The organism is Amorphoplanes digitatis, assembly GCF_014205335.1.
GTDB classification, from domain to species: domain Bacteria; phylum Actinomycetota; class Actinomycetes; order Mycobacteriales; family Micromonosporaceae; genus Actinoplanes; species Actinoplanes digitatus.
The window spans coordinates 5,139,587-5,158,707 of the sequence record NZ_JACHNH010000001.1 but is presented as its reverse complement, the minus strand read 5'-3'; the positions used below and the strand labels follow the sequence as shown (position 1 = coordinate 5,158,707).

Below are 19,121 nucleotides of genomic sequence, written 5' to 3'. Positions count from 1 at the left end.
CGGACCTTGGTCGTATCCTGTCGCCGCGGCAGTGACCACACGCCACCCCGGGCGAATGAACAACGCCCGGCCCGCCGCCGTTCATTCGCGCGGAATGAGGCCCGGGGCCGCCGTCTGTAGCTCACTGGGTGTACGCGAACCGTGGAGGGCAACGTGACGAACCGGGAACACGCCGCCGCTCCGGCCGCCGGGGACCCGCCGCCGGACGACGAACCTCCCGGAGGCGTCTCCCGCTGGATACCCGGCGTCCAGGTCGTCGCGAACTACCGGGCCGCCTGGCTGCCGCGCGACGCCGTCGCCGGCATCGTCCTGACGACCCTGCTGGTGCCACAGGGCATGGCGTACGCCGAACTGGCCGGCCTGCCGCCGATCACCGGGCTGTACACCTCGATCTTCTGCCTGCTCGCGTACGCCGTCTTCGGCCCGTCCCGGATCCTGGTGCTCGGGCCCGACTCGTCGCTGGGCCCGATGATCGCCGCGGTGCTGCTGGCCGCCCTCGGCTCGGCCGCCGACCCGGCACAGGCCGTCGCGCTCGCCTCCATGCTCGCGCTCATGGTCGGCGTGCTGCTGGTGGTCGCCGGCGTCGCCAAGCTCGGCTTCCTCGCCGACCTGCTGTCGCGGCCCACCCAGATCGGCTACATGAACGGCCTGGCCCTGACCATCCTGGTGGGCCAGTTGCCGAAGCTGTTCGGCTTCTCCGTCGACGGCGAAGGCCTGATCGAGGAGGCCACCGGCTTCGCCAAGGGCGTCGCCGCCGGCGAGACGGTGCCCGCGGCGATCTCCATCGGGCTGCTCGGGCTGGTCCTGATCGTGGTGCTGCAACGCTGGCTGCCGAAGGTGCCCGGTGTCCTCATCGCGGTCGTCGCCTCGATCGTGGTCGCCCAGATCTTCAACGTGGCCGACCGGGGCGTCGGGCTGGTCGGCGCGCTGCCGCAGGGTTTCCCGCCGCTCACCATCCCGACCATCTCGTGGTCGGACTTCAGCGTGCTCCTCGGCGGTGCGTTCGGCATCGCCCTGGTCTCGCTGACCGACACCATCTCCACCTCCTCGGCCTTCGCCGCGCGCAGCGGCCAGGAGGTCCGCGGCGATCAGGAGATGGTGGGCATCGGCGCCGCCAACATCGCGGCCTCCTTCTTCCAGGGCTTCCCGGTCAGCACGAGCGGCTCACGGACCGCGGTCGCCGAGCAGTCCGGCTCCCGTTCGCAGGTCACCGGCGTGGTCGGCGCGGCCGCCATCGCGCTCATGCTGGTCCTGGTGCCCGGCATGCTGCGCAACCTGCCCCAGCCGATCCTGGCGGCGGTCGTGATCGCCGCCTCGATGTCGCTGGCCGACATCCCGGGCACCGCGCGGCTGTGGCGGCAGCGGCGGGTGGAGTTCAGCCTCTCGATCGCCGCGTTCCTCGGCGTGGCGCTGCTCGGTGTCCTGCCCGGCATCGGCATCGCGGTCGCCCTGTCGGTGCTCAACGTGTTCCGCCGGGCGTGGTGGCCCTATCAGGCGGTGCTGGGCCGGGCGGCCGGCGTCGCCGGCTACCACGACCTGCGGGACTACCCGGACGCGGAGCACCTTCCGGGTCTGGTGCTGTTCCGCTTCGACGCGCCGCTGATCTTCGCGAACGTCCGGGTCTTCCGCGATCAGATCCGGCGGCTGGCCCGCTCGGATCCGCGGCCGAAGTGGATTGTGATCGCCACCGAACCGATCACCGACATCGACACCACGGCCGCCGACGTGCTGACCCAGCTCGACGAGGAGCTGAACGCCGAGGGCGTCTCGCTGGTCTTCGCCGAGATGAAGACGCCGGTCCGCACCAAGATCGAACGCTACGGACTGACCCGGACGATCAACCCGGAGCACTTCTTCCACACCATCGAGGACGCGGTGGACGCCTACCGGGCGGAGGCCGGTGTGGACTGGACGCCACGACCCGGGCGGCGGTGAGCGAAGCGCCGGACCCGCGGCGCTCCGCTCGTGTCCGCCCGCCGGCGCGGTACTACTCCGCGGCGGCCCGGGTGGCGGCCTCCGGCAGCGTCACCGGCCCCGCCGCGGCACCCGCACCGGTGGCCGGGGGCGGCGGGTACCCGGTGCCGGGCTCCTCCGCCCGCCAGGCGACGACCAGCCGCCGTACCGCCAGCGCCGCCACGGCGCCGACCGCGCACCCGGCCGCGGCGGCGGCCGCCAGCGCCGCGAAACCGCGCCGCGGCGGTGGCGCGCCACGCAGCACCGCCCAGGCGTCGCCGGTGCGGTGTGCCCCCTCGATGCCGGCGGCCGCTGCCCGCCGGCCGACCCGCCCGCCCGCCGTGGTCAGGCCGTGTCCGGAGTATCTTCCGGCCTCCAGCAGTGCGTCGAGCGCCCGGCCCGCGGCGACCATCGGTTCCAGCTCCTGAATTGCTCTCGACCTCACGTCAACCACCTCAAATGGCTAGGTTGCCTCCGAGCCTGTCCCGCGCGCGCGGGACAGGCCTCACCCGCGCGGAGTGAGCCGCGACGAACGCCGGCCATCGGACGGCGCTCGGGCGCCGCGCGCCGCGACCCTCACCCGGCACGGGTGATCCCCTGAGCGCGCGTTCAGCGAAGACTCGGCGATATGGCCCAGTCTCGTGTTACCGCGATATTTCTCACGCTGTCCTCGGCCGTGCTGCTCGCCGCCTGCGGCGACTCGGACTCGCCGTCGACGAACGGTTCAGCAGGCCCGGAAACGACGTCCGACGCGACCGTCGCCTGGGCCAACGGTGTGTGCACGGCGTCGACAGAGCTGGACGCCTCGGTGCAGAGCGCGGGCGACAAGATCCGGGCCGTCGACGCGTCGACCGCACCGGACGAGGTCCGCTCGCAGGTCAAGTCCAGCGTGACGGAGGTGCAGGACGCGGCGGCGAACCTGGCCCGGATCCTCGCCGGCAAGCCCGGCGGCGTCGTTCCCGAGACGGCGCAGGCGCAGGAGGATCTGCTGGTGGCCGGCGCCGCGGCGCAGAGCTCGGTGGACAAGCTCAACTCCGCCTCCGACCAGGTCGGCGACGCGAAGACGCCCGAGGAGCTCACCTCGAGCCTGGCGGGGCTGAAGACCGCGGCCACCGAGGCGGCGACCGGCCTCGCGGCCTACCGCGAGGCGGTCCGCAACGTCGCCGTCGGCAGCGCGGAGGCGGTCAAGTACGCGTTCCAGGCCGCGCCAGCGTGCCAGAGCCTGATCGTCGCGGCCTCGGCCTCGCCGTCGTCCTGATCCGGCGGCATCGCGCCGATACATAAATGGCCGTCGATCGACGGCCGCCGGTCCCGTTCACCCGCCACGGATGACGCCTATCCGGGTCGCGGGCCTCACGCTCGGTGCTCAGTGGCAGGTCCACAAAGGGCTCGCCGGTTCTTCTCTGGGGAGGGATAGGGATGTCCGATCAAGCGCAGGCTGGTGCCAGAGCGCACGCGGAGCCGACCGGCTGGGTGGGTTGGGTCGTCTTCAGCGGCATCATGATGGTCCTGCTCGGCTTCTTCCAGGGCCTCGTCGGCCTGGTCGCCCTGTTCAACGACACCTACTACCTCGTGACCCGGAACGGCCTGGTGCTCTCCTTCGACTACACCGTCTGGGGCTGGATCCACCTGCTCCTCGGCATCGTCGCGTTGCTCGCGGGCTTCGGTGTGCTGGTGGGCCAGACGTGGGCGCGGGTGACCGGCATCGTGCTGGCCGTGCTGAGCGCGATCGTGAACATCGCGTTCCTCGCGGCGTACCCGATCTGGAGCACGATCATCATCGCCGTCGACGTCCTCGTCATCTACGCGCTTGCGGTGCACGGCCGCGAGGTCAAGCCCTACGAATAGCCGGCGCCGGACGGCCTCCCGCCGGCCCCGGGGTGCCACCGCGGTCCCGCCGCGGCGGCACCCCGGGGCCGGCGACCGTCCGACTCACGTTCGCCAGTAGGGGGAGCCCATGGATGACGCGGCCGTCGCGCTGGTCATGCTGTTCGTCTTCGGCTGGGGCCTGTTCGCGACGCGGCTCGGCCGCGCGGACCTGAGCGCGCCCATCGTCTTCGTCACCGTCGGGCTGCTGCTCTCGCAGGTGGTGCACGTCGTCGACGCGGACATCCCGCACGAGGCCATCAAGCTGCTCGCCGAGGTGACCCTCGTCTGGGTGTTGTTCGTCGACGCCTCCCGGGTCGGGCTCCGGGACCTCCGCGCCGACGCCGGGCTTTACACCCGGCTGCTGGCGGTCGGGCTTCCGCTGACCATCGCGGCGGGCGCGCTGCTGGCGACGTGGTTCTTCGGCGACCTGGGCTTCTGGCTGGCGCTGGTGGTCGGCGCCGCGCTGGCGCCGACGGACGCGGCGCTGGGCGCCGCGGTGATGGCCGACCCCGCCGTGCCGGAACGGATCCGGCGGGTCCTCAACGTCGAGAGCGGGCTCAACGACGGCATAGCGACCCCGGTCGTGATGTTCGCGATCGCGGGCGCGGCGGTCGCCGGGAGCATCCAGGGTGGCGTGGACCAGGGCGGCGGCCTCATCGACCTCGCGATCGGCCTGGCCGTCGGTGTCGGCCTCGGCGCCGCGGGCGGCCGGGCGATTCGGGTCGCGCGCCGGCGGGGCTGGATGTCGGAGGACTTCGCCGGACCCGGCGTGCTGGCACTTGCCCTGGCCGCCTATGCCGGCACACTCTGGCTCGACGGCAACGGCTTCGTCGCGGCGTTCGTCGCCGGCCTGGCGTTCGGCAACTCCGCCGGCCGCGGCGGGGTCAAGGAGGTCTTCTACGTCGAGCAGACGGCCGGATTCGTGTCGCTGCTGACCTGGTTGACCTTCGGCGCGGTCGCCGTACCGATCGTCATCGAACAGATCGACTGGCAGGTGGCCGTCTACGCCGTCCTGAGCCTCACCGTGGTCCGGATGCTGCCGGTGGCGCTGGTACTCATCGGCGCGCGGCTGTCCCGCCCGACCGTGGCGTTCGTCGGATGGTTCGGGCCGCGCGGCCTTGCCTCGATCATTTTCGCGCTGATCGCCCTCGACGAGCTGCACGGCGAGGCCGACCGGGTCGTGGCCATCATCGGCACGACCGTGCTCTTCAGCGTGTTCGCCCACGGCGTGAGCGCCAAGCCGCTCGCGAGCCGGTACGGGGCGAGGGCCGGCGTCGCCGCCGCGCCGGCCGGGGCAACTCAGCTGCCGATCCGCGGGTTGCTGCACCGGCACATTCCGGCCGCCGAACCGGGCCGCCCGGCACCGGAGCCCGGCGACGGGCGCGCCGGCTGACTCACGCCCGCGCCGCGGCCGGACAGCCGACGGAGAGGTCGCACCGCTCGGGACCACATGTCGCGTCCTCGGCGCCGTTCCGGCGAGCCTCGCACCGCTGACCCGCGGGCGGCCCGCCGGGGGAGAAGCGGATCTCGTACACCGGCCGGAAGCGGTTCTCCAGCAGGGTGATCAGGCTCAGCAGCAGCACGAAGAACAGGGCCGCGGCCTCGTTGATCTCGCCGCCGGCGCGCGCCAGCAGCCAACCGGCCGACCAGACCATCGCGATGTTCATCAGCACCCGGAGGCAGAACGCCGGCAGCGCGCGCTCGACGCCCCGCCGCGACCGGGCCACCCAGAGGCTGACGGCGGCGTTGACCACCACGAACGCGGCGGTGCCGACGAAGGTCTGCACGCTGGAGGCCTGGGTGCCCGGCAGGACCTGGGAGTAGATCACCCAGATCAGGCCGACGAGCACGACGCTCTCGAAGGTCCGGGAGGACGCGAGCCGGCCGTGCGCCGCGATCCACCGGTTGCGCGCGGCAACGGTGGCGGCCTCCACGGGCAGCGGATCCGCGGCGACGTGCCAGGACCAGTCCGGCGGCCGCTGCCGCGGCCGCACCGCGAACCAGTAGATCAGGCAGATCGCGACGACGGCGACGACGATCGCCGGGCCGAACCACGGCACCGCGGCGATCATGTCGGTGACGTCGAGCTGCGCGACGTGGATCCACCACTCCTGCGGCAGCTTGACGAACACCCAGATGGCGGCCGCCGCGGTGATCCACGCGCGCAGGGACGCCCGCGCCGGGTTCCAGAACAACCGGTACGCCTCGTACGCGATGAAGAAGTACTCGAACGTGTTCGGGAAGATCAGCAGCAGCGGCCGCCAGTCGCTCAGCTCGAACGCGACGACGCCGATCAGCCGGTAGAAGTAGAGGAACTTGGCCACCTGCACGGCCGGCCGGCTCGTCCAGTTGCGCAGCGCCGACAGGTAGGCGATCGCCAGGTAGTAGACGTCCATCGCCTTGTCGTAGCCCTGGTAGCCGGGCGGGTCGTAGCCCATCGCCTGGAAGATCGTCTGGTCGACGCCGTCCAGGACCAGCGCCGCGATGATCGCCGGCAGGGGATACCGGGGAATCAGCAGGGGTACGAGGAACCGCGCGCTCACCACCGCGACGAATACGACCATCGCCGTCGTGTCCATGAACGCCTCGATTCGCCTCGGATCGGAACTGCTGCCAGCCTGCGGCAGGCCGGTCGGCCGGGCCTCATCCGACGGGGGTGAAGCCCGGCACCGGCCGTCAGGCTCATTCCCGTCGGGTGATCCGCAGGACCGGCCGGCGGGTCAGCCTGGAGGGGCAGTCTTTTCGCGAACACCCAAAGGGGGCCAGTCATGGCGCACGCACACGATCCCGTCGCCGGGTACCACGACGACCGGGTCACCGGATGGGTCGGCTGGGTTCTCTTCGCCGGCATCATCATGTTGACCGGCGGATTCTTCAACGTGATGGGTGGCATCGTCGCGCTGGTCCGCGACGACTTCTACCTGGTCGGTTCGAGCGGGCTGGTGCTCAGCGTCGACTACACCGCCTGGGGCTGGTTCCTGCTGCTCTTCGGCGTGCTGATGCTGTTCGCCGGCTACGGCGTCATGGTGGGCCAGACCTGGGCCCGGGTGACCGGCATCGTCCTGGCCGTCCTCAACGCGGTGATGCACATGGTCTTCATGCCCGCGTACCCGATCTGGTCGATCATCGTCATCACCCTCGACGTCTTCATCATCTTCGCCCTCGCGGTGCACGGACGGGAGACGAAGGAGATCAACCCCTGAGGCGCGGCGACCGTAGCCGAGGACGGGTGACAGTCGCGTGCACAGCCGGCTCCGTGTCGCTGACAACGCGGTACAACCACTTCTGCTGATGTTCCCGCTCGGCCTGCTCGCGAACGCGGTCATCTTCGACGTGGCCACCATGCTCGGGGCGCCGCGGATGATCGCGACGCTGGCGTTCTGGAACATCATCGCGGGTCTCGCCGGCGGCGTGCTGGCCATCTCGGTCGCGGTCATCGACATCACGCCGGCCCGGCCCGGCCGGGCCGCCCGCGCCGGCACCATCGGCGTGCTGCTCGACCTCTGCGTGCTGATCGTCTTCGCGGTGATCGCGCTGATCCGGCTGCGCAGCCCCGACCGCGGCACGGACGCGGGGCTCCTGCCGGTCGAGGTGCTCGGGCTCGCCGCCGCCGGGATCGGCACCTGGTTCGCTGGCCGGCTCGGCCCGCGGCGGCCGGTCGGCCGCACCGCGACCGACGGTGGCGTACGCGTGCCGGGTCCCCGGCGCCCGGTCACGGCGCAGCGCCGGCCGTCGGCGCGCGGCGTCCGCTGATACGGGGTGCGGGTACCGGGCCGGGCTCATCCGGGTCGGATGAGTCGTCGCGCGCGCGGCCGCTGCCACCATGAACCCATGACGAATGCGGCGTCACACGCTGAGCAGAACCGACTCCGTGAAGCCGACACCGCGGCGGGCGCCTGGCGCCGCTGGGGGCCCTACCTCAGCGAACGCCAGTGGGGCACCGTGCGGGAGGACTACAGCGCCGGCGGGGACGCGTGGGACTACTTCGGACACGACCAGGCGCGCTCGCGGGCGTACCGGTGGGGCGAGGACGGCATCGCCGGGATCAGCGACGACGAGCAGCGGCTGTGCTTCGCCCTCGCGATGTGGAACGGCCGCGACCCGATCCTCAAGGAGCGCTTCTTCGGCGTGACCAACGCCGAGGGCAACCACGGCGAGGACGTCAAGGAGCACTACTTCTACCTGGACAGCACGCCGACCCACTCGTACATGCGGATGCTCTACAAGTATCCGCAGCGCGAGTATCCGTACGAGGATCTGCTCGCGACCAACCGCTCGCGCGGCCGCGGCGACTTCGAGTACGAGCTGCTCGACACCGGGATCTTCGACGAGGGCCGCTACTTCGACGTCGTCGTCGAGTACGCCAAGGCCACCGAGGAGGACCTCCTCATCCGGGTCACCGTGCACAACCGGGGCCCCGAGGCGGCGACGCTGCGCCTGCTGCCGACCCTGTGGTTCCGCAACACCTGGTCCGGCGGATCGCCGGACGGCCGTCCGGCGCTGCGCGAGGTGCCGGACGTGCCCGGCCTGTCCGTGGTGCGGGCCGATCACGAGACGCTCGGCCGCCGCTGGCTGCTCTGCCAGGGCGACCACGACCTGCTGTTCACCGAGAACGAGACGAACTCCGAGCGGCTGTTCGGCAGCCCGAACGCGACGCCGTACGTCAAGGACGGCATCGGCCGGTTCGTGGTGCACGGCGAGGCCGGCTCGGTGAACCCGGCGCGTACCGGCACGAAGGTGGCCGCCGACGTCGTGCTGGAGCTGCCGCCCGGCGGCTCCGCGGCGGTCCGGCTCCGGCTCACCGACCAGGCACCCGCCGCCGACGGGCAGTCCTCCGCGGCCGACTTCGACGAGCTCCTCGATCGGCGCCGCGCCGAGGCCGACGAGTTCTACGCCGGCCGGATCGCGCCCGGGCTGGCCGAGCCCGAGCGGCTCGTGGTCCGCCAGGCCCTCGCGGGGATGCTGTGGAGCAAGCAGTACTTCGGCTACGACGTCGAACAGTGGCTCGCCGAGCACGGCCTCGACCCACTGGACGCCCAGGGCGTCCGCAACGGCGAATGGTTCCACCTGGACAGCCACGACATCATCTCGATGCCGGACACCTGGGAGTACCCGTGGTTCGCCGCCTGGGACCTCGCGTTCCACGCGGTCACCCTCGGCGTCGTCGACCTCGCGTTCGCCAAGGGGCAACTCGACCTGCTGCTGAGCCGGCGGTTTCTGCATCCCAACGGCCAGATACCGGCGTACGAGTGGAACTTCAGCGATGTCAACCCGCCGGTGCACGCCTGGGCCATCTACCTGCTGTACGAGCTGGAGAAGTCCCGGACCGGCCGCGGTGACCGGGCCTGGCTGGAGAACGCGTTCCACAAGCTGTCCAAGAACTTCACCTGGTGGCTGAACCGCAAGGACGTCGACGGCCGCAACGTCTTCCAGGGCGGCTTCCTCGGCCTCGACAACATCGGCGTCTTCGACCGCAGCGCCCCGCTGCCCACCGGCGGCCATCTGGACCAGGCGGACGGCACCGCCTGGATGGCGCTGTACTGCCAGAACATGCTCCAGATCGCGGTGGAGCTGGCCGCGGAGGACCCGGTCTACATCGAGCAGGCGCATACCTTCGTGGAGCACTTCGCCTGGATCGCGGTTGCGGTCAACCGCTCGGCCGGCAAGGCCGAGACGATGTGGGACGACCAGGACGGATTCTTCTACGACCTGCTGCGCCTGCCCGACGGCAGCGCCACGCGGATGAAGGTGCGCTCGCTGGTGGGGCTGCTGCCGCTGGCGGCCGCCACCGTGATCGGGCCCGACGTGACCGCCCGCTATCCGCAGCTGCTCGAACAGACCCGCGACTTCATCGCCCGCCACCCCAGCGTCGGCTCGGTGCTGTCCGGCGGGCGGTACGCCGGCGAGCGGGGCAACTTCATCCTGGCCCTCTTCGACGAGGAGCGGCTGCGCCGGATCCTCACGCGGATGCTCGACGAGGACGAGTTCCTCAGCCCCTACGGCATCCGCTCGCTGTCGCGGGCACACGCCGAGCAGCCGTTCGAGCTACGGGTCAACGGCGACGTCTACCGGGTTCCATACCTGCCGGCGGAGTCCGACACCGGCATGTTCGGCGGGAACTCCAACTGGCGTGGTCCGATCTGGTTCCCGATGAACGCCCTGCTCATCCGGGCCCTGCTCAACCTGCACGTGTGCTACGGGGACGAGTTCACCGTCGAGTGCCCCACCGGATCGGGTGTCACCATGACCCTGTTCGAGGTGGCCAAAGAGATCTCGGAACGCCTGACCCGGATCTTCCTGCCGGGTGAGGGCGGGCGCCGGCCCTGCTACGGCGGGAACCACATCTTCGCCGACGACGAGCACTGGCGCGACCTGCTGACGTTCAACGAATACTTCCACGGCGACAACGGCGCCGGCCTCGGCGCCAGTCACCAGACCGGCTGGACCGGGCTGGTCGCGGTGTTCCCCAACCTGTTCGCCAACATCAACAGCCAGGACCTGATCGAGCACGGACTGGTCGGCGGCTTCCGCCTCTCACCCGGTACGGTCGAGCGATGAGTGCCTGGCCGTCCGCACCGGTCGTCTACGAGGTCGACACCTGGCCGTGGCTCAGCGACCTGCACCGCCGCCTCGGCGCCCGGGCGACGCTCGCCGACCTACCCGCCGAGGTGTGGGACGAGCTGGCGAGCCACGGCGCGGACGCGGTGTGGCTGATGGGTGTGTGGGAACGCAGCCCGGCCGGGCTCGACATCGCCCGGCGGAACGAGGCGCTGGACCGGGCGTTCCGGGCCGCGCTGCCGGACCTGGCGCCCGAGGACGTCGCCGGCTCGCCGTACTGCGTCCGCAAGTATGTGGTCGACGCGCGCCTCGGCGGGCCGGCGGGCCTGGCCGTGGCCCGCGCGGAGCTGGCCCACCGCGGGCTGCGGCTGATCCTCGACTACGTGCCCAACCACGTCGCGCCCGACCACCCGGCCGTGACCGCGCACCCGGAGTGGTTCGTGACCGGCACGGCGCGGGACCACGAGGCCGCGCCGGAGGCCTGGTTCGACGCCGGCGGCCGGGTGGTGGCCCGCGGCCGGGACCCGTTCTTCCCGCCGTGGCCGGACGTGGTGCAGCTCAACGCGTTCGACCCCGGGCTGCGCGACGCCACCGTCGACGTGCTCGACGCCATCCTGGACCAGAGCGACGGCGTCCGGTGCGACATGGCGATGCTGCTGACCAACGAGGTGTTCGCCCGGACCTGGGGCGAGTACGCCGGGCCGCCGCCCGCCGAGGAGTTCTGGCCCCAGGTCATCGCCCGGGTGCGGGAGCGGCACCCGGACGCCGTTCTCATCGCCGAGGCGTACTGGGACATGGAGTGGACGCTCCAGCGGCAGGGCTTCGACTTCTGCTACGACAAGCGCCTCTACGATCGGCTCGCGCACGAGAACGCGGACGCGGTGCGCAAGCACCTCGGCGCGGGGCTCGACTATCAGCGCCGGTTGATCCGGTTCATCGAGAACCACGACGAGCCGCGCGCCGCCGCGGTGCTGCCCGGCGGCCGGGACCGGGCCGCCGCCGTTGCCGTCGCCACGCTGCCCGGCGCGACGCTCTGGCACGACGGCCAGTTCGACGGGCGGCGCGTGCACCTGCCGGTGTTCCTGTCCCGGCGCCCGCAGGAGCCGGCCGACGAGGCGCTCGCGGCGTTCTACCGCCGGCTGCTGGGCGCGGCCGGGGCGGTCCGGCGCGGCGACTGGCGGCTGCTGGACTGCGGGGGATGGCCGGACAACCCCTCACACCAGGACCTGCTGGCGTGGGCCTGGCACGACGAGCTGCCGCACCACCTCGTGGTCGTCAACCTGTCCGCCGGCCCCGCGCAGGCCCGGGTGGCGCTGCCGTGGCCGGGCCTGCGCGGCGGGCGGTGGCGGCTGGTCGACCTGCTGGACGACGACCGGGCCTACGACCGGGACGGTGGCGACCTCGCGGACCAGGGCCTCTACGTCGACCTTCCGCCGTGGGGCCGCCACGTGTTCCGGGTGGAACCGGCCTGAGCCCCGCCTACTGGCGCGGGACTGTCGCCGGGGTGGGCGGCGTCGAGGGTAGCCGCACCGCGGCCAGCAGCCCGATGAGGCTGATCACCCCCAGGGTGATCATCGCGAGCGCGTATGCGCGCCCCGGCCTGTCCGTCACCCCGGCGACGAGGATGGTGCCGGCGATCGCGGCACCCATTGACGAGCCGAGATTGGACACGCTGCGCGACAGCCCGGAGATCTCGCCCTGGAGGTCCTCGTCGAAGCTGGACTGCACGATGTTCACCGACGGGGTCAGCATGGCGCCGACGCCCAGGCCGATCAGGAAGAGCCCGGGCCCGAACGCCCAGACGCGGCTCTCGATGTCGACCATGGCGAGGAATACGACGATGCCGACGATCGTGATCACGAAGCCCGCCAGCACGAGGGTCCGCTGCGCCCGGCGCTTCGCCATGATCTCGGCCGTCAGCGACGACAGCAGCAGGCCGACCGTCGCCGCGGTGAAGATCAGGCCGGTCTCGATGGCGTTGTACCCGCGCACCACCTGTAGATAGGCCGAGACGACGAACGAGACACCCATCAGCACCAGCCACTGGATGTTCTGCGTGATCATGCCGAGGTTGGAGGTGCTGTTGCGGAACAGGGCCGTCGACAGCAGCGCCTCCCGGCCCGCGCGTTCCTTGGCGCGTACCGACAGGAAGAACCACACCAGGAAGAGCAGGCCCGCGGCGATCAGGCCGAGCATCAGCCAGATGTTGTTGTCCGTCGCCAGGATGCCCATGACGATGAGGATGAGGCCCACGGCCGACAACACCGCGCCGCCGGTGTCGAACGGGCGCGTCGGATCCGCCGGCAGCGGGTCCTCGACCCACCGCCGGCCCAGCACGATGATCACCACGATGACCAGGGCCTGGAAGACGAAGGCGGCCCGCCAGCTGATCGCCGACGTGATGAGGCCGCCGATCAGCGGACCCGCGGCCGCGCCGACGCCACCCGCCGCGCTGATCGCGCCGAACGCGCGGGCACGCGAGGCGACGCTGGTGAACAGCAGCGTGGTGAGGATGTAGACCGGCGGGATCAGCAGGGCCGTGCCGATGCCCTCGAGTATCGAGTTGCCGATGATGAGCACCGGCAGGCCGGGCGCGACCGCGCTGATCAGGGCGCCGACGCCGTACACGGCGAGACCGACGTTAAGGCAACGCTTGCGGCCGTACCGGTCGGTCAGCTTGCCGCCGGGGATCATCAGCGCGGCCATGACCAGTAGGAAGATCGTGATGGCGAGCTGCACGCCCTGCACGGTCGTGTTCAGGTCCTCGCTCATGTCGTTGATCATCACGTTCATGTTGGAGCCGGCGAAGCTGCAGATGAACTGGGCGAGAGCGAGGGGGATGAGGACACGTCGCAGCGCCTTCGACGGCCCTTCCGTCGAGGCTTGTGAAGTCATGCGGGCCTGCTTCCAATCGGGCCTCATCCGTTGCGGATGATCCGGGACGGGTGACGGGGCGGCGGGCTACAACCGCCGGGCCGTGGCGAGCGCGCTGAGCGCCTTCTCCGCGCCCGAGAACGCCCGCGCGCTGCCCACCAGCGGCGCGAGCGCGATCAGCACGCCGCGCACGTCGTCGGCGGTGATGCCGAGCTCGTCCGCGACGGTCAGGTTCACCACGTAGGACGAGGCCGGCGCGTCGACCGCCACCAGCGCCGCGATCCGCACCAGCAGGTAGGTGCGGTCATCGAGGCCGGACCGCGCCTGCACGTCGCTGTGCATCCGCATCAGCGTCTCCGCGAGCGGAGCCTCGCCGGGCAGCACCGATTCCAGCAACGCGGCGACTGCATCGTCCACAGACATGGTCGGGTCTCCGTCCGTCGGGTTGCGAGCGTTGTGGCCGAGTCTTCGCGGATGGGCACCGGCCTGCCTCATCCGCGTCGGAGGAAAGGGCGGCGCGCCGTCCGCCACGAGGGATGCGGCGCCGGGACGTACCCGCCGAGACTCGCACCATGAGCGTGCCGCGGACCGATCTCGTCCCACGTTGGCTCGCCCGGCTCGGCTGGTCCGGCTGGCTGATCGCGGGCGTGGTGCTCGGCGTCGCCGCGTTCATCGTGGCGGTCGCCGTCGTCCTGCCGTACCTGACGCCGGTGATCTTCGCGGTGATCCTCGCCGCGGTGCTCCAGCCCTGGGTCGGCTGGATGCGCCGGCGCCGGATCCCGCCGATCGCGGCCGCCGCGATCGCCGTCACCGCCGTGCCGGTGGTGGTCGGCCTGCTGATCGTCGTGGTCGTCATCGGCCTGCGCGGCCAGGGCGAGGCGTGGACGCAGACCATGGGGTCGGCCTCGGAGCGGCTCACCTCGGCCCTCGGCACCGATCCGCTGACCACGGTGGCCGACCCGGAGCGCCGGAAGGAGATCCTGCTCGGGCTCGCCGGCTCCGCGTTCACCGGCGCGGTCGCGGTCATCGCGCTGATCTTCATCGTGCTCGTCGCCCTCTACATCCTGTTCTTCCTGCTCATCGACGGCCCTCGGTTCGGCGCGGCGATCGAGCGGCACGCCTCGCCGCCGGCCGTCACGGTCCGGGTGATGCTCGCGGACGCCGCGGACGGGCTGCGCCGCTACATGGTCGGCACGACGTTCGTCGCGACGATGAACGCCGTGGTGATCGGGCTCGGTGCGGCGGTGCTGCGGCTGCCGCTGGTGTTCGTCATCGCGCTCGTCACGTTCTCCATGGCGTACGTGCCGTACCTGGGCGCCTGGCTGTCCGGGATCTTCGCGGTGCTGGTGGCGCTCGGCGCGGGCGGGATGGGCACGGCGCTGTGGATGCTCGCGGTCGTGCTGGTGACCCAGATCGTGCTCGAGGGGCTGGCGCGCCCGCTGGCCTTCGGCGCGACGCTGGACATGCATCCGCTGGCGGTCGTCGCGGTCACGGTGGCCGGCGGGATCCTCGGCGGCGTCCTGGGCGTCTTCATCGCGGTGCCGCTCGCCGCGATCGCCGTCTCCTGGCGGCGCACGCTGAGGCCGCCGCTTCATTCGGACGGGGTGATGCCCGCGCCGTGACCCGCTGCGACGATCCGGGCGACGGCAGGCCCGACGGGGAGGGAACAGGATGGTCGCGAGCAAGAGCACGGCGTGGGCCGGCATGGTGGTCTTCGCCGCCACCATGATGTTGATCATGAGTCTGCTCAACATCATCGAGGGCCTCCTGGTGCTGTTCAACGACGACCAGCTCGTCCTGGTCAGGGAGAAGTTCGTCCTGGTCGACCTGACCGCCTGGGGCTGGACGCTGCTGCTGTTCGGCCTGGCCCTGTTCGCGGTCGGCGTCGGCCTGCTCGCGACGCAGACCTGGGCCCGGATCGCCGGGATCATCGTGGTCGGCCTGCACGCCGTGTGGCAGGTCGCCTCGCTCGGCGCGTACCCGATCTGGTCGCTGCTGATGCTCGCGATCGACACCTTCGTGATCTTCGCGCTCACCGCACGGTGGTCGAGCGTGCGCCCGGAACCGGAAACGCTCATCGACCAGACATAGCCCCAGGACGGAGTGCAGATGGGTTGCCTGTTCGCCATCTTCGCGGCGGTGTTCCCGCGGTTGGCCCTTTTCATCATCTGGCTGGTCCGGCCGGGCTTCGTCGACGCCGCGTTCGACACGTGGATCTGGCCGCTGGTCGGGCTCCTCTTCCTGCCGTTCGCCACCCTGCTGTACGTCATCTTCTACACGCCGGGCGTCGGCCTCGTCGGCTGGGAATGGTTCTGGGTGGCCATCGCCGCGCTGTTCGACCTGGCCCATCTCGCGGCCGGCCTCTTCCAGCAGCGGTCCCGCGCCCGTTAGCCGTCCCGCCCGGGCGGCGGCACCCGGCGGGCCCAGCCTCGGCGGCCGCGGGCGAACAGCGCGACCGAGACGCACCACGCGCCGGCGGCCGCGAGCAGGGCGAAACCGCCGTAGGTCAGCAGCGCCCAGCCGACCTGCCGGTAGGCCCACCGCTGGCCCTGCGGGCGGCAGCCCTGCTCGGTGGCGTCGAACAGGCCGCACGGCGGCGCCTGCCTCGTCGCCGTCGCCGTCGCCTGCTCGCGGGTGGTCCGCTGCCGGTCGGCCACCGCGTCCGCCGAGCGGTCCCGCGCGGGCGTGCCGACGGCCTCCCGCGGCGTCATGGTCGCCTTCCCGGTCGCCCACCAGGTCTGGAAGACCCGCAGCATCGCGGCGTGCCCGCGCTCGTTGGGGTGCAGGCTGCTGTGCGTCCAGTTGGCCGGGTTGAAGCGCTGCTCGGCGATGCCGCGCACGGAGCGCAGGCCGATGAAGTTGATGCCGGGCCGCCCGTCGTTGAGCGGGTCGCACAGCTGGAGGTGCGCCCCGGCCAGCGCGTCCTGCATGCCCGCCAGGTAGTGGAAGCCGAACTCCTCGGCGGTCTGCCGGATGACCTGGTTCAGGCCGCCGGTCAGGAACTCGTGCACGAACCGCTGCTCCGCGCGGGAGAGCGCCACCTGCCGGCAGCCGTCCTCGCGGATGCTGATCGGGTCCGGGTACGGCACGACCACGACCGGCACGTCCGGGAACGCCGCGTCGACCTCCAGGTAGGTCGCGCGCAGCTGCCGGCGTACCTGGTCCAGCGAGTCGCGCCAGAGCCCGGCCCGGCCGGCGCAGTCGCCCGGCGCCACGCACATCACGCCGATGGTCGAGAAGCCCGCGTCGTTGCCGCCGATGCTCAGCACCACCAGCCGGGGCCGGAACGATCCGCGGATCCTCTGGTACGCGTCGAGCTGGGTGCGCCCCTCGCCGCGCTGCGGGCCCGGCGCCGGCATTCCCACCCGGGCCTGCACCGAGCGGGCGACGGGGTGCTCGGTGAGTACGTTCGCGGTGCGGGCGCCGGAGCAGGCCAGGAACGCCAGCCCGTCGAAGTTCGTCGCGTCCTGCGCGGCCATCGCCGCCCAGGCGGTCGGCGAACGCCGGCACTGGTTGCCGCCGCCGTCGTCGGTGCCCTCGAAGTAGATCGAGGCACCCTCGCCGGACATGTACGAGTCGCCGAGCGCCACCAGCACCCCGGCGCCGCCGCGCGGATCGAGCTGCCCGTGCTCGGACGCCTGCAGCGGGGTCACGCCCATCAGCGCGACGACGGCCATCACGGCGACGATGTCGGCCTGGGTGGTCGACACGCACGCGACGACGAGCAGCCCGAGCACCAGCATGACGCCGATCAGCCACCTCGAGTTCCACAGGCCGGCCGCGGCGGCGGTGACCGCGACGAAGACCGCACCGCCGGTCACGCCGAGGCCGAGCAGCCGGGCCCGGGCCTCGTCGCGGCGGCAGAGCCGGCGGATGACCTGCTCGGACCAGATGGCCAGGCCGACCGGGAGCAGCACCAGCACGGCGAGGACCAGGAGCAGCGCGCCGGGCACGATCTGCCCGGCGGGGCCGAGCAGGGCGGCGCCGCCGAACGCGAGCACGACGCCGGCCACGGTCAGCGGCAGGCCCCAGCGCATCGGGTGTATCTCGGCGAACCTCCGGCCGCCCCGCAGGCGCAGCAGGTGCACCGACTCGCTCTGCCGGACCTGCGCGACGGCGGAGCCGGCGACGAAGTACGCCAGGAGCACACCGATGACGGCGAACGATCCCTGGTCGAGCAGGTGGAACAGGACCACCAGGGCGACCGCGGCGGCCAGCAGGAGCTCGCCGAACCAGCGCGGGATCACCCACTGGCGTCCGTCGAGGCTGTCGGCGTACTGCCCGCGCAGCCAGATCGTCGCGGCGGCGATGAACGCGGTGAAGAGCACCTGGACGGTCAGCGAGGTCGCGCCGGAGCGGGCGAAGTAGAGCAGGGCGGCCAGCGCCGCGGCGAACACCAGGGTCCGCCGGATCGATCCGGCCCGGTCGAGGACGGCTTGCATGTCGGAGACCTCGCTTCCCGATGGGCGCCATCAGGGGTCCGAACCGACGGTCCCACCGCGGTGGGCGGGCGGTGAGCGCTTTGCGCCAAGCGCTCTGTCCGGTTCGCGACCGACGGGGTTCATCCCGGCGGGGTGAGCCGGGGCCGACGGTGGCCGGAGAGCCTGAGGGGAGCCCTCGTGAACGCCCGGGGCGGCGCCGCGATCGGAGGTGCTCGATGCGGGGAGGGTTCGGCCGGGCACTGCTCGCGGCCCTGATCCTCGCCGGCTCCGTCATCCCGGTTCCGGCGCCGGCGGCGGCATTCGGGACGATCGACGGCGGGGGACAGCGGCGCGAGCACGAGCGGATAACCCGCGCCGCGGTGGCCTGCCCGGCCGGCACCGGCTCGGACGGCGACTGCTTCGAGCCCCGGTCGGTGGCGCAGCTCGCGGGGCACGGCAGCAGGTTCGGCGCCGTCGGCGCCCCCGACCGTACCGAGGTGTCCGTGCCGGCCGCGCACTGCGACGACGCCGACTTCCTCGCCGGCGGCTACCCGCGCACCCGCGATCAGGCCACGGCGGGGCTCCGCGACTGCGTCGACCACCTGCGCGGCCGCTTCCGGGAGGCGGTCGGGAACGCGGCGGGGCTGCTCGACGGCGAGGGCCGGATCGTGAGCGCCGCCGTGGATCTCGGCACCGACTGCGTGCTCGACTCGGCGGCCGAGCAGCGGGCGAAGTGCACCTCGCTGGAGAGCTTCGGCCGGGCCCTGCACGGCGCGCAGGACTTCTACTCGCACAGCAACTGGGCCGACGCGGCGGACCCGGCCCGCCCGCCGGGCCCGGACAACCCGCCGGGCCTGAACCTGCCGGCGCCGAGCCCGGTCCTCGACCTGCGCGGCGGCGCCGCCCGGGCCGTGCCCCGCGACCTGACAACCGGGTGTTACGTGCTCGCGGACCAGGTCGAGGGCACCGGCATGTGCGAACTGCGGGTCACCCACGCCGCGCTCAACAAGGACAACGGGCTTGTCGATCCCGGCAGCGGCGCCGCGACGGATCCGACGACGCCGCGCGGCCGGGTGGGTGACAACTTCGCGAAGGCCGTGACCGGCGCCGTCGTCGAGACGCGGCACCAGTGGCAGGAGCTCCAGGTCGCGCTGGCCGACGAGTACGGCGCGGACCGGGCGGCGCTGATGGCGTGCGCACTCACCCACGACGATCCCGCGGACGGCTGCCGTGATCCGGCTCCGGTGGCGCGGGTGGCCGGCCGCGACGGCACGTCGCGCACGGTCGTCGCCGTCGCCGTACCGGGCGTGCTCCTCGGCGCCGCGATCCTGCTGCTGCTCCTGCTGCGCCGCCGGCGCCGCACCCGCAGTGGATGATCTCGGACCGCATCGACAGGGCTCAGGCCCGTCCCGCTTTCATCCGTTCCGGATGACGGCCGGGGCGGGC

Annotated in this window: 17 protein-coding genes; 12 read left to right on the top strand and 5 right to left on the bottom strand. The window is 72.1% G+C overall.

Annotated features, from left to right (window positions below; all coding sequences use genetic code 11):
* The first annotated feature begins 153 nt into the window (after positions 1-153).
* Positions 154-1,935 (top strand): SulP family inorganic anion transporter, encoded by a 1,782-nt coding sequence (locus BJ971_RS22515; RefSeq protein WP_239087419.1) that lies wholly within the window; start codon positions 154-156, stop codon positions 1,933-1,935.
* Positions 1,936-1,987: 52 nt separating this feature from the next.
* On the opposite strand, the gene BJ971_RS22510 is transcribed toward BJ971_RS22515, so the two are convergent.
* Positions 1,988-2,398, bottom strand: coding sequence for a hypothetical protein (locus BJ971_RS22510; RefSeq protein ID WP_184995213.1), 411 nt, complete (start codon positions 2,396-2,398; stop codon positions 1,988-1,990).
* Between the two features lie 183 nt (positions 2,399-2,581).
* On the opposite strand from BJ971_RS22510, the gene BJ971_RS22505 reads away from it, so the two are divergent.
* From BJ971_RS22505 to BJ971_RS22495, 3 genes are all read left to right on the top strand, one after another.
* Positions 2,582-3,211, top strand: a complete 630-nt coding sequence (locus BJ971_RS22505; protein ID WP_184995212.1) for a hypothetical protein — start codon at positions 2,582-2,584, stop codon at positions 3,209-3,211.
* Between the two features lie 161 nt (positions 3,212-3,372).
* The gene (locus tag BJ971_RS22500; protein ID WP_184995211.1) at positions 3,373-3,801 is read left to right on the top strand and encodes a DUF7144 family membrane protein; all 429 of its coding nucleotides are present in this window, start codon (positions 3,373-3,375) and stop codon (positions 3,799-3,801) included.
* 109 nt (positions 3,802-3,910) lie between these two features.
* Complete coding sequence (locus BJ971_RS22495; RefSeq protein ID WP_184995210.1) at positions 3,911-5,215, top strand: cation:proton antiporter; 1,305 nt, start codon at positions 3,911-3,913, stop codon at positions 5,213-5,215.
* Position 5,216: 1 nt separating this feature from the next.
* On the opposite strand, the gene BJ971_RS22490 is transcribed toward BJ971_RS22495, so the two are convergent.
* Complete coding sequence (locus tag BJ971_RS22490; RefSeq protein ID WP_184995209.1) at positions 5,217-6,401, bottom strand: hypothetical protein; 1,185 nt, start codon at positions 6,399-6,401, stop codon at positions 5,217-5,219.
* A 189-nt stretch (positions 6,402-6,590) separates the two neighbouring features.
* Here BJ971_RS22490 and BJ971_RS22485 point away from each other — a divergent pair, with 189 nt between their 5' ends.
* The 4 genes from BJ971_RS22485 to BJ971_RS22470 all read left to right on the top strand — a co-directional run bounded on the left by BJ971_RS22485 (position 6,591) and on the right by BJ971_RS22470 (position 11,852).
* Positions 6,591-7,025, top strand: a complete 435-nt coding sequence (locus tag BJ971_RS22485) for a DUF7144 family membrane protein (protein WP_184995208.1) — start codon at positions 6,591-6,593, stop codon at positions 7,023-7,025.
* A gap of 88 nt (positions 7,026-7,113) precedes the next feature.
* On the top strand, positions 7,114-7,575 hold the full coding sequence (locus tag BJ971_RS22480; RefSeq protein ID WP_184995207.1) for a DUF2231 domain-containing protein: 462 nt from the start codon (positions 7,114-7,116) through the stop codon (positions 7,573-7,575).
* Positions 7,576-7,653: 78 nt separating this feature from the next.
* Complete coding sequence (locus BJ971_RS22475) at positions 7,654-10,380, top strand: MGH1-like glycoside hydrolase domain-containing protein (RefSeq protein ID WP_184995206.1); 2,727 nt, start codon at positions 7,654-7,656, stop codon at positions 10,378-10,380.
* A complete protein-coding gene (locus tag BJ971_RS22470) occupies positions 10,377-11,852 on the top strand; it encodes an alpha-amylase family glycosyl hydrolase (RefSeq protein ID WP_184995205.1) in 1,476 nt (491 codons plus the stop codon). The genes BJ971_RS22475 and BJ971_RS22470 overlap by 4 nt, the downstream gene beginning before the upstream one ends.
* A gap of 7 nt (positions 11,853-11,859) precedes the next feature.
* Here BJ971_RS22470 and BJ971_RS22465 read toward each other — a convergent pair whose 3' ends face one another.
* Positions 11,860-13,275 carry an MFS transporter gene (locus tag BJ971_RS22465; protein WP_184995204.1) on the bottom strand — a complete coding sequence of 472 codons (1,416 nt, stop codon included), beginning with the start codon at positions 13,273-13,275 and terminating at the stop codon, positions 11,860-11,862.
* A 66-nt stretch (positions 13,276-13,341) separates the two neighbouring features.
* Positions 13,342-13,677 (bottom strand): carboxymuconolactone decarboxylase family protein, encoded by a 336-nt coding sequence (locus BJ971_RS22460; RefSeq protein ID WP_184995203.1) that lies wholly within the window; start codon positions 13,675-13,677, stop codon positions 13,342-13,344.
* Positions 13,678-13,826: 149 nt separating this feature from the next.
* Between BJ971_RS22460 and BJ971_RS22455 the strand changes: the two genes are divergently transcribed.
* From BJ971_RS22455 to BJ971_RS22445, 3 genes are read left to right on the top strand one after another with little or no spacing between them, the layout of a single operon-like run.
* Positions 13,827-14,876: an AI-2E family transporter gene (locus BJ971_RS22455; RefSeq protein WP_184995202.1), complete on the top strand. Its 1,050-nt coding sequence runs from the start codon at positions 13,827-13,829 to the stop codon at positions 14,874-14,876.
* Between the two features lie 49 nt (positions 14,877-14,925).
* Positions 14,926-15,345 (top strand): DUF7144 family membrane protein, encoded by a 420-nt coding sequence (locus tag BJ971_RS22450; protein ID WP_184995201.1) that lies wholly within the window; start codon positions 14,926-14,928, stop codon positions 15,343-15,345.
* Between the two features lie 18 nt (positions 15,346-15,363).
* On the top strand, positions 15,364-15,645 hold the full coding sequence (locus BJ971_RS22445; protein WP_184995200.1) for a hypothetical protein: 282 nt from the start codon (positions 15,364-15,366) through the stop codon (positions 15,643-15,645).
* On the opposite strand, the gene BJ971_RS22440 is transcribed toward BJ971_RS22445, so the two are convergent.
* A complete protein-coding gene (locus tag BJ971_RS22440; RefSeq protein ID WP_184995199.1) occupies positions 15,642-17,696 on the bottom strand; it encodes a GDSL-type esterase/lipase family protein in 2,055 nt (684 codons plus the stop codon). The genes BJ971_RS22445 and BJ971_RS22440 overlap by 4 nt on opposite strands.
* Positions 17,697-17,911: 215 nt before the next feature.
* Between BJ971_RS22440 and BJ971_RS22435 the strand changes: the two genes are divergently transcribed.
* Entirely contained in the window at positions 17,912-19,051 is a 1,140-nt protein-coding gene (locus BJ971_RS22435) for a CinY protein (RefSeq protein WP_184995198.1), read from the top strand.
* Positions 19,052-19,121 lie beyond the last annotated feature (70 nt).

Coding starts and splice junctions, on each gene's coding strand:
- BJ971_RS22460 (WP_184995203.1), bottom strand. CDS start 13,677: ATGTCTGTGGACGATGCAGTCGCCGCGTTGCTGGAATCGGTGCTGCCC.
- BJ971_RS22485 (WP_184995208.1), top strand. CDS start 6,591: ATGGCGCACGCACACGATCCCGTCGCCGGGTACCACGACGACCGGGTC.
- BJ971_RS22445 (WP_184995200.1), top strand. CDS start 15,364: ATGGGTTGCCTGTTCGCCATCTTCGCGGCGGTGTTCCCGCGGTTGGCC.
- BJ971_RS22500 (WP_184995211.1), top strand. CDS start 3,373: ATGTCCGATCAAGCGCAGGCTGGTGCCAGAGCGCACGCGGAGCCGACC.
- BJ971_RS22490 (WP_184995209.1), bottom strand. CDS start 6,401: ATGGACACGACGGCGATGGTCGTATTCGTCGCGGTGGTGAGCGCGCGG.
- BJ971_RS22470 (WP_184995205.1), top strand. CDS start 10,377: ATGAGTGCCTGGCCGTCCGCACCGGTCGTCTACGAGGTCGACACCTGG.
- BJ971_RS22455 (WP_184995202.1), top strand. CDS start 13,827: ATGAGCGTGCCGCGGACCGATCTCGTCCCACGTTGGCTCGCCCGGCTC.
- BJ971_RS22495 (WP_184995210.1), top strand. CDS start 3,911: ATGGATGACGCGGCCGTCGCGCTGGTCATGCTGTTCGTCTTCGGCTGG.
- BJ971_RS22465 (WP_184995204.1), bottom strand. CDS start 13,275: ATGACTTCACAAGCCTCGACGGAAGGGCCGTCGAAGGCGCTGCGACGT.
- BJ971_RS22435 (WP_184995198.1), top strand. CDS start 17,912: ATGCGGGGAGGGTTCGGCCGGGCACTGCTCGCGGCCCTGATCCTCGCC.
- BJ971_RS22475 (WP_184995206.1), top strand. CDS start 7,654: ATGACGAATGCGGCGTCACACGCTGAGCAGAACCGACTCCGTGAAGCC.
- BJ971_RS22505 (WP_184995212.1), top strand. CDS start 2,582: ATGGCCCAGTCTCGTGTTACCGCGATATTTCTCACGCTGTCCTCGGCC.
- BJ971_RS22440 (WP_184995199.1), bottom strand. CDS start 17,696: ATGCAAGCCGTCCTCGACCGGGCCGGATCGATCCGGCGGACCCTGGTG.
- BJ971_RS22480 (WP_184995207.1), top strand. CDS start 7,114: ATGTTCCCGCTCGGCCTGCTCGCGAACGCGGTCATCTTCGACGTGGCC.
- BJ971_RS22450 (WP_184995201.1), top strand. CDS start 14,926: ATGGTCGCGAGCAAGAGCACGGCGTGGGCCGGCATGGTGGTCTTCGCC.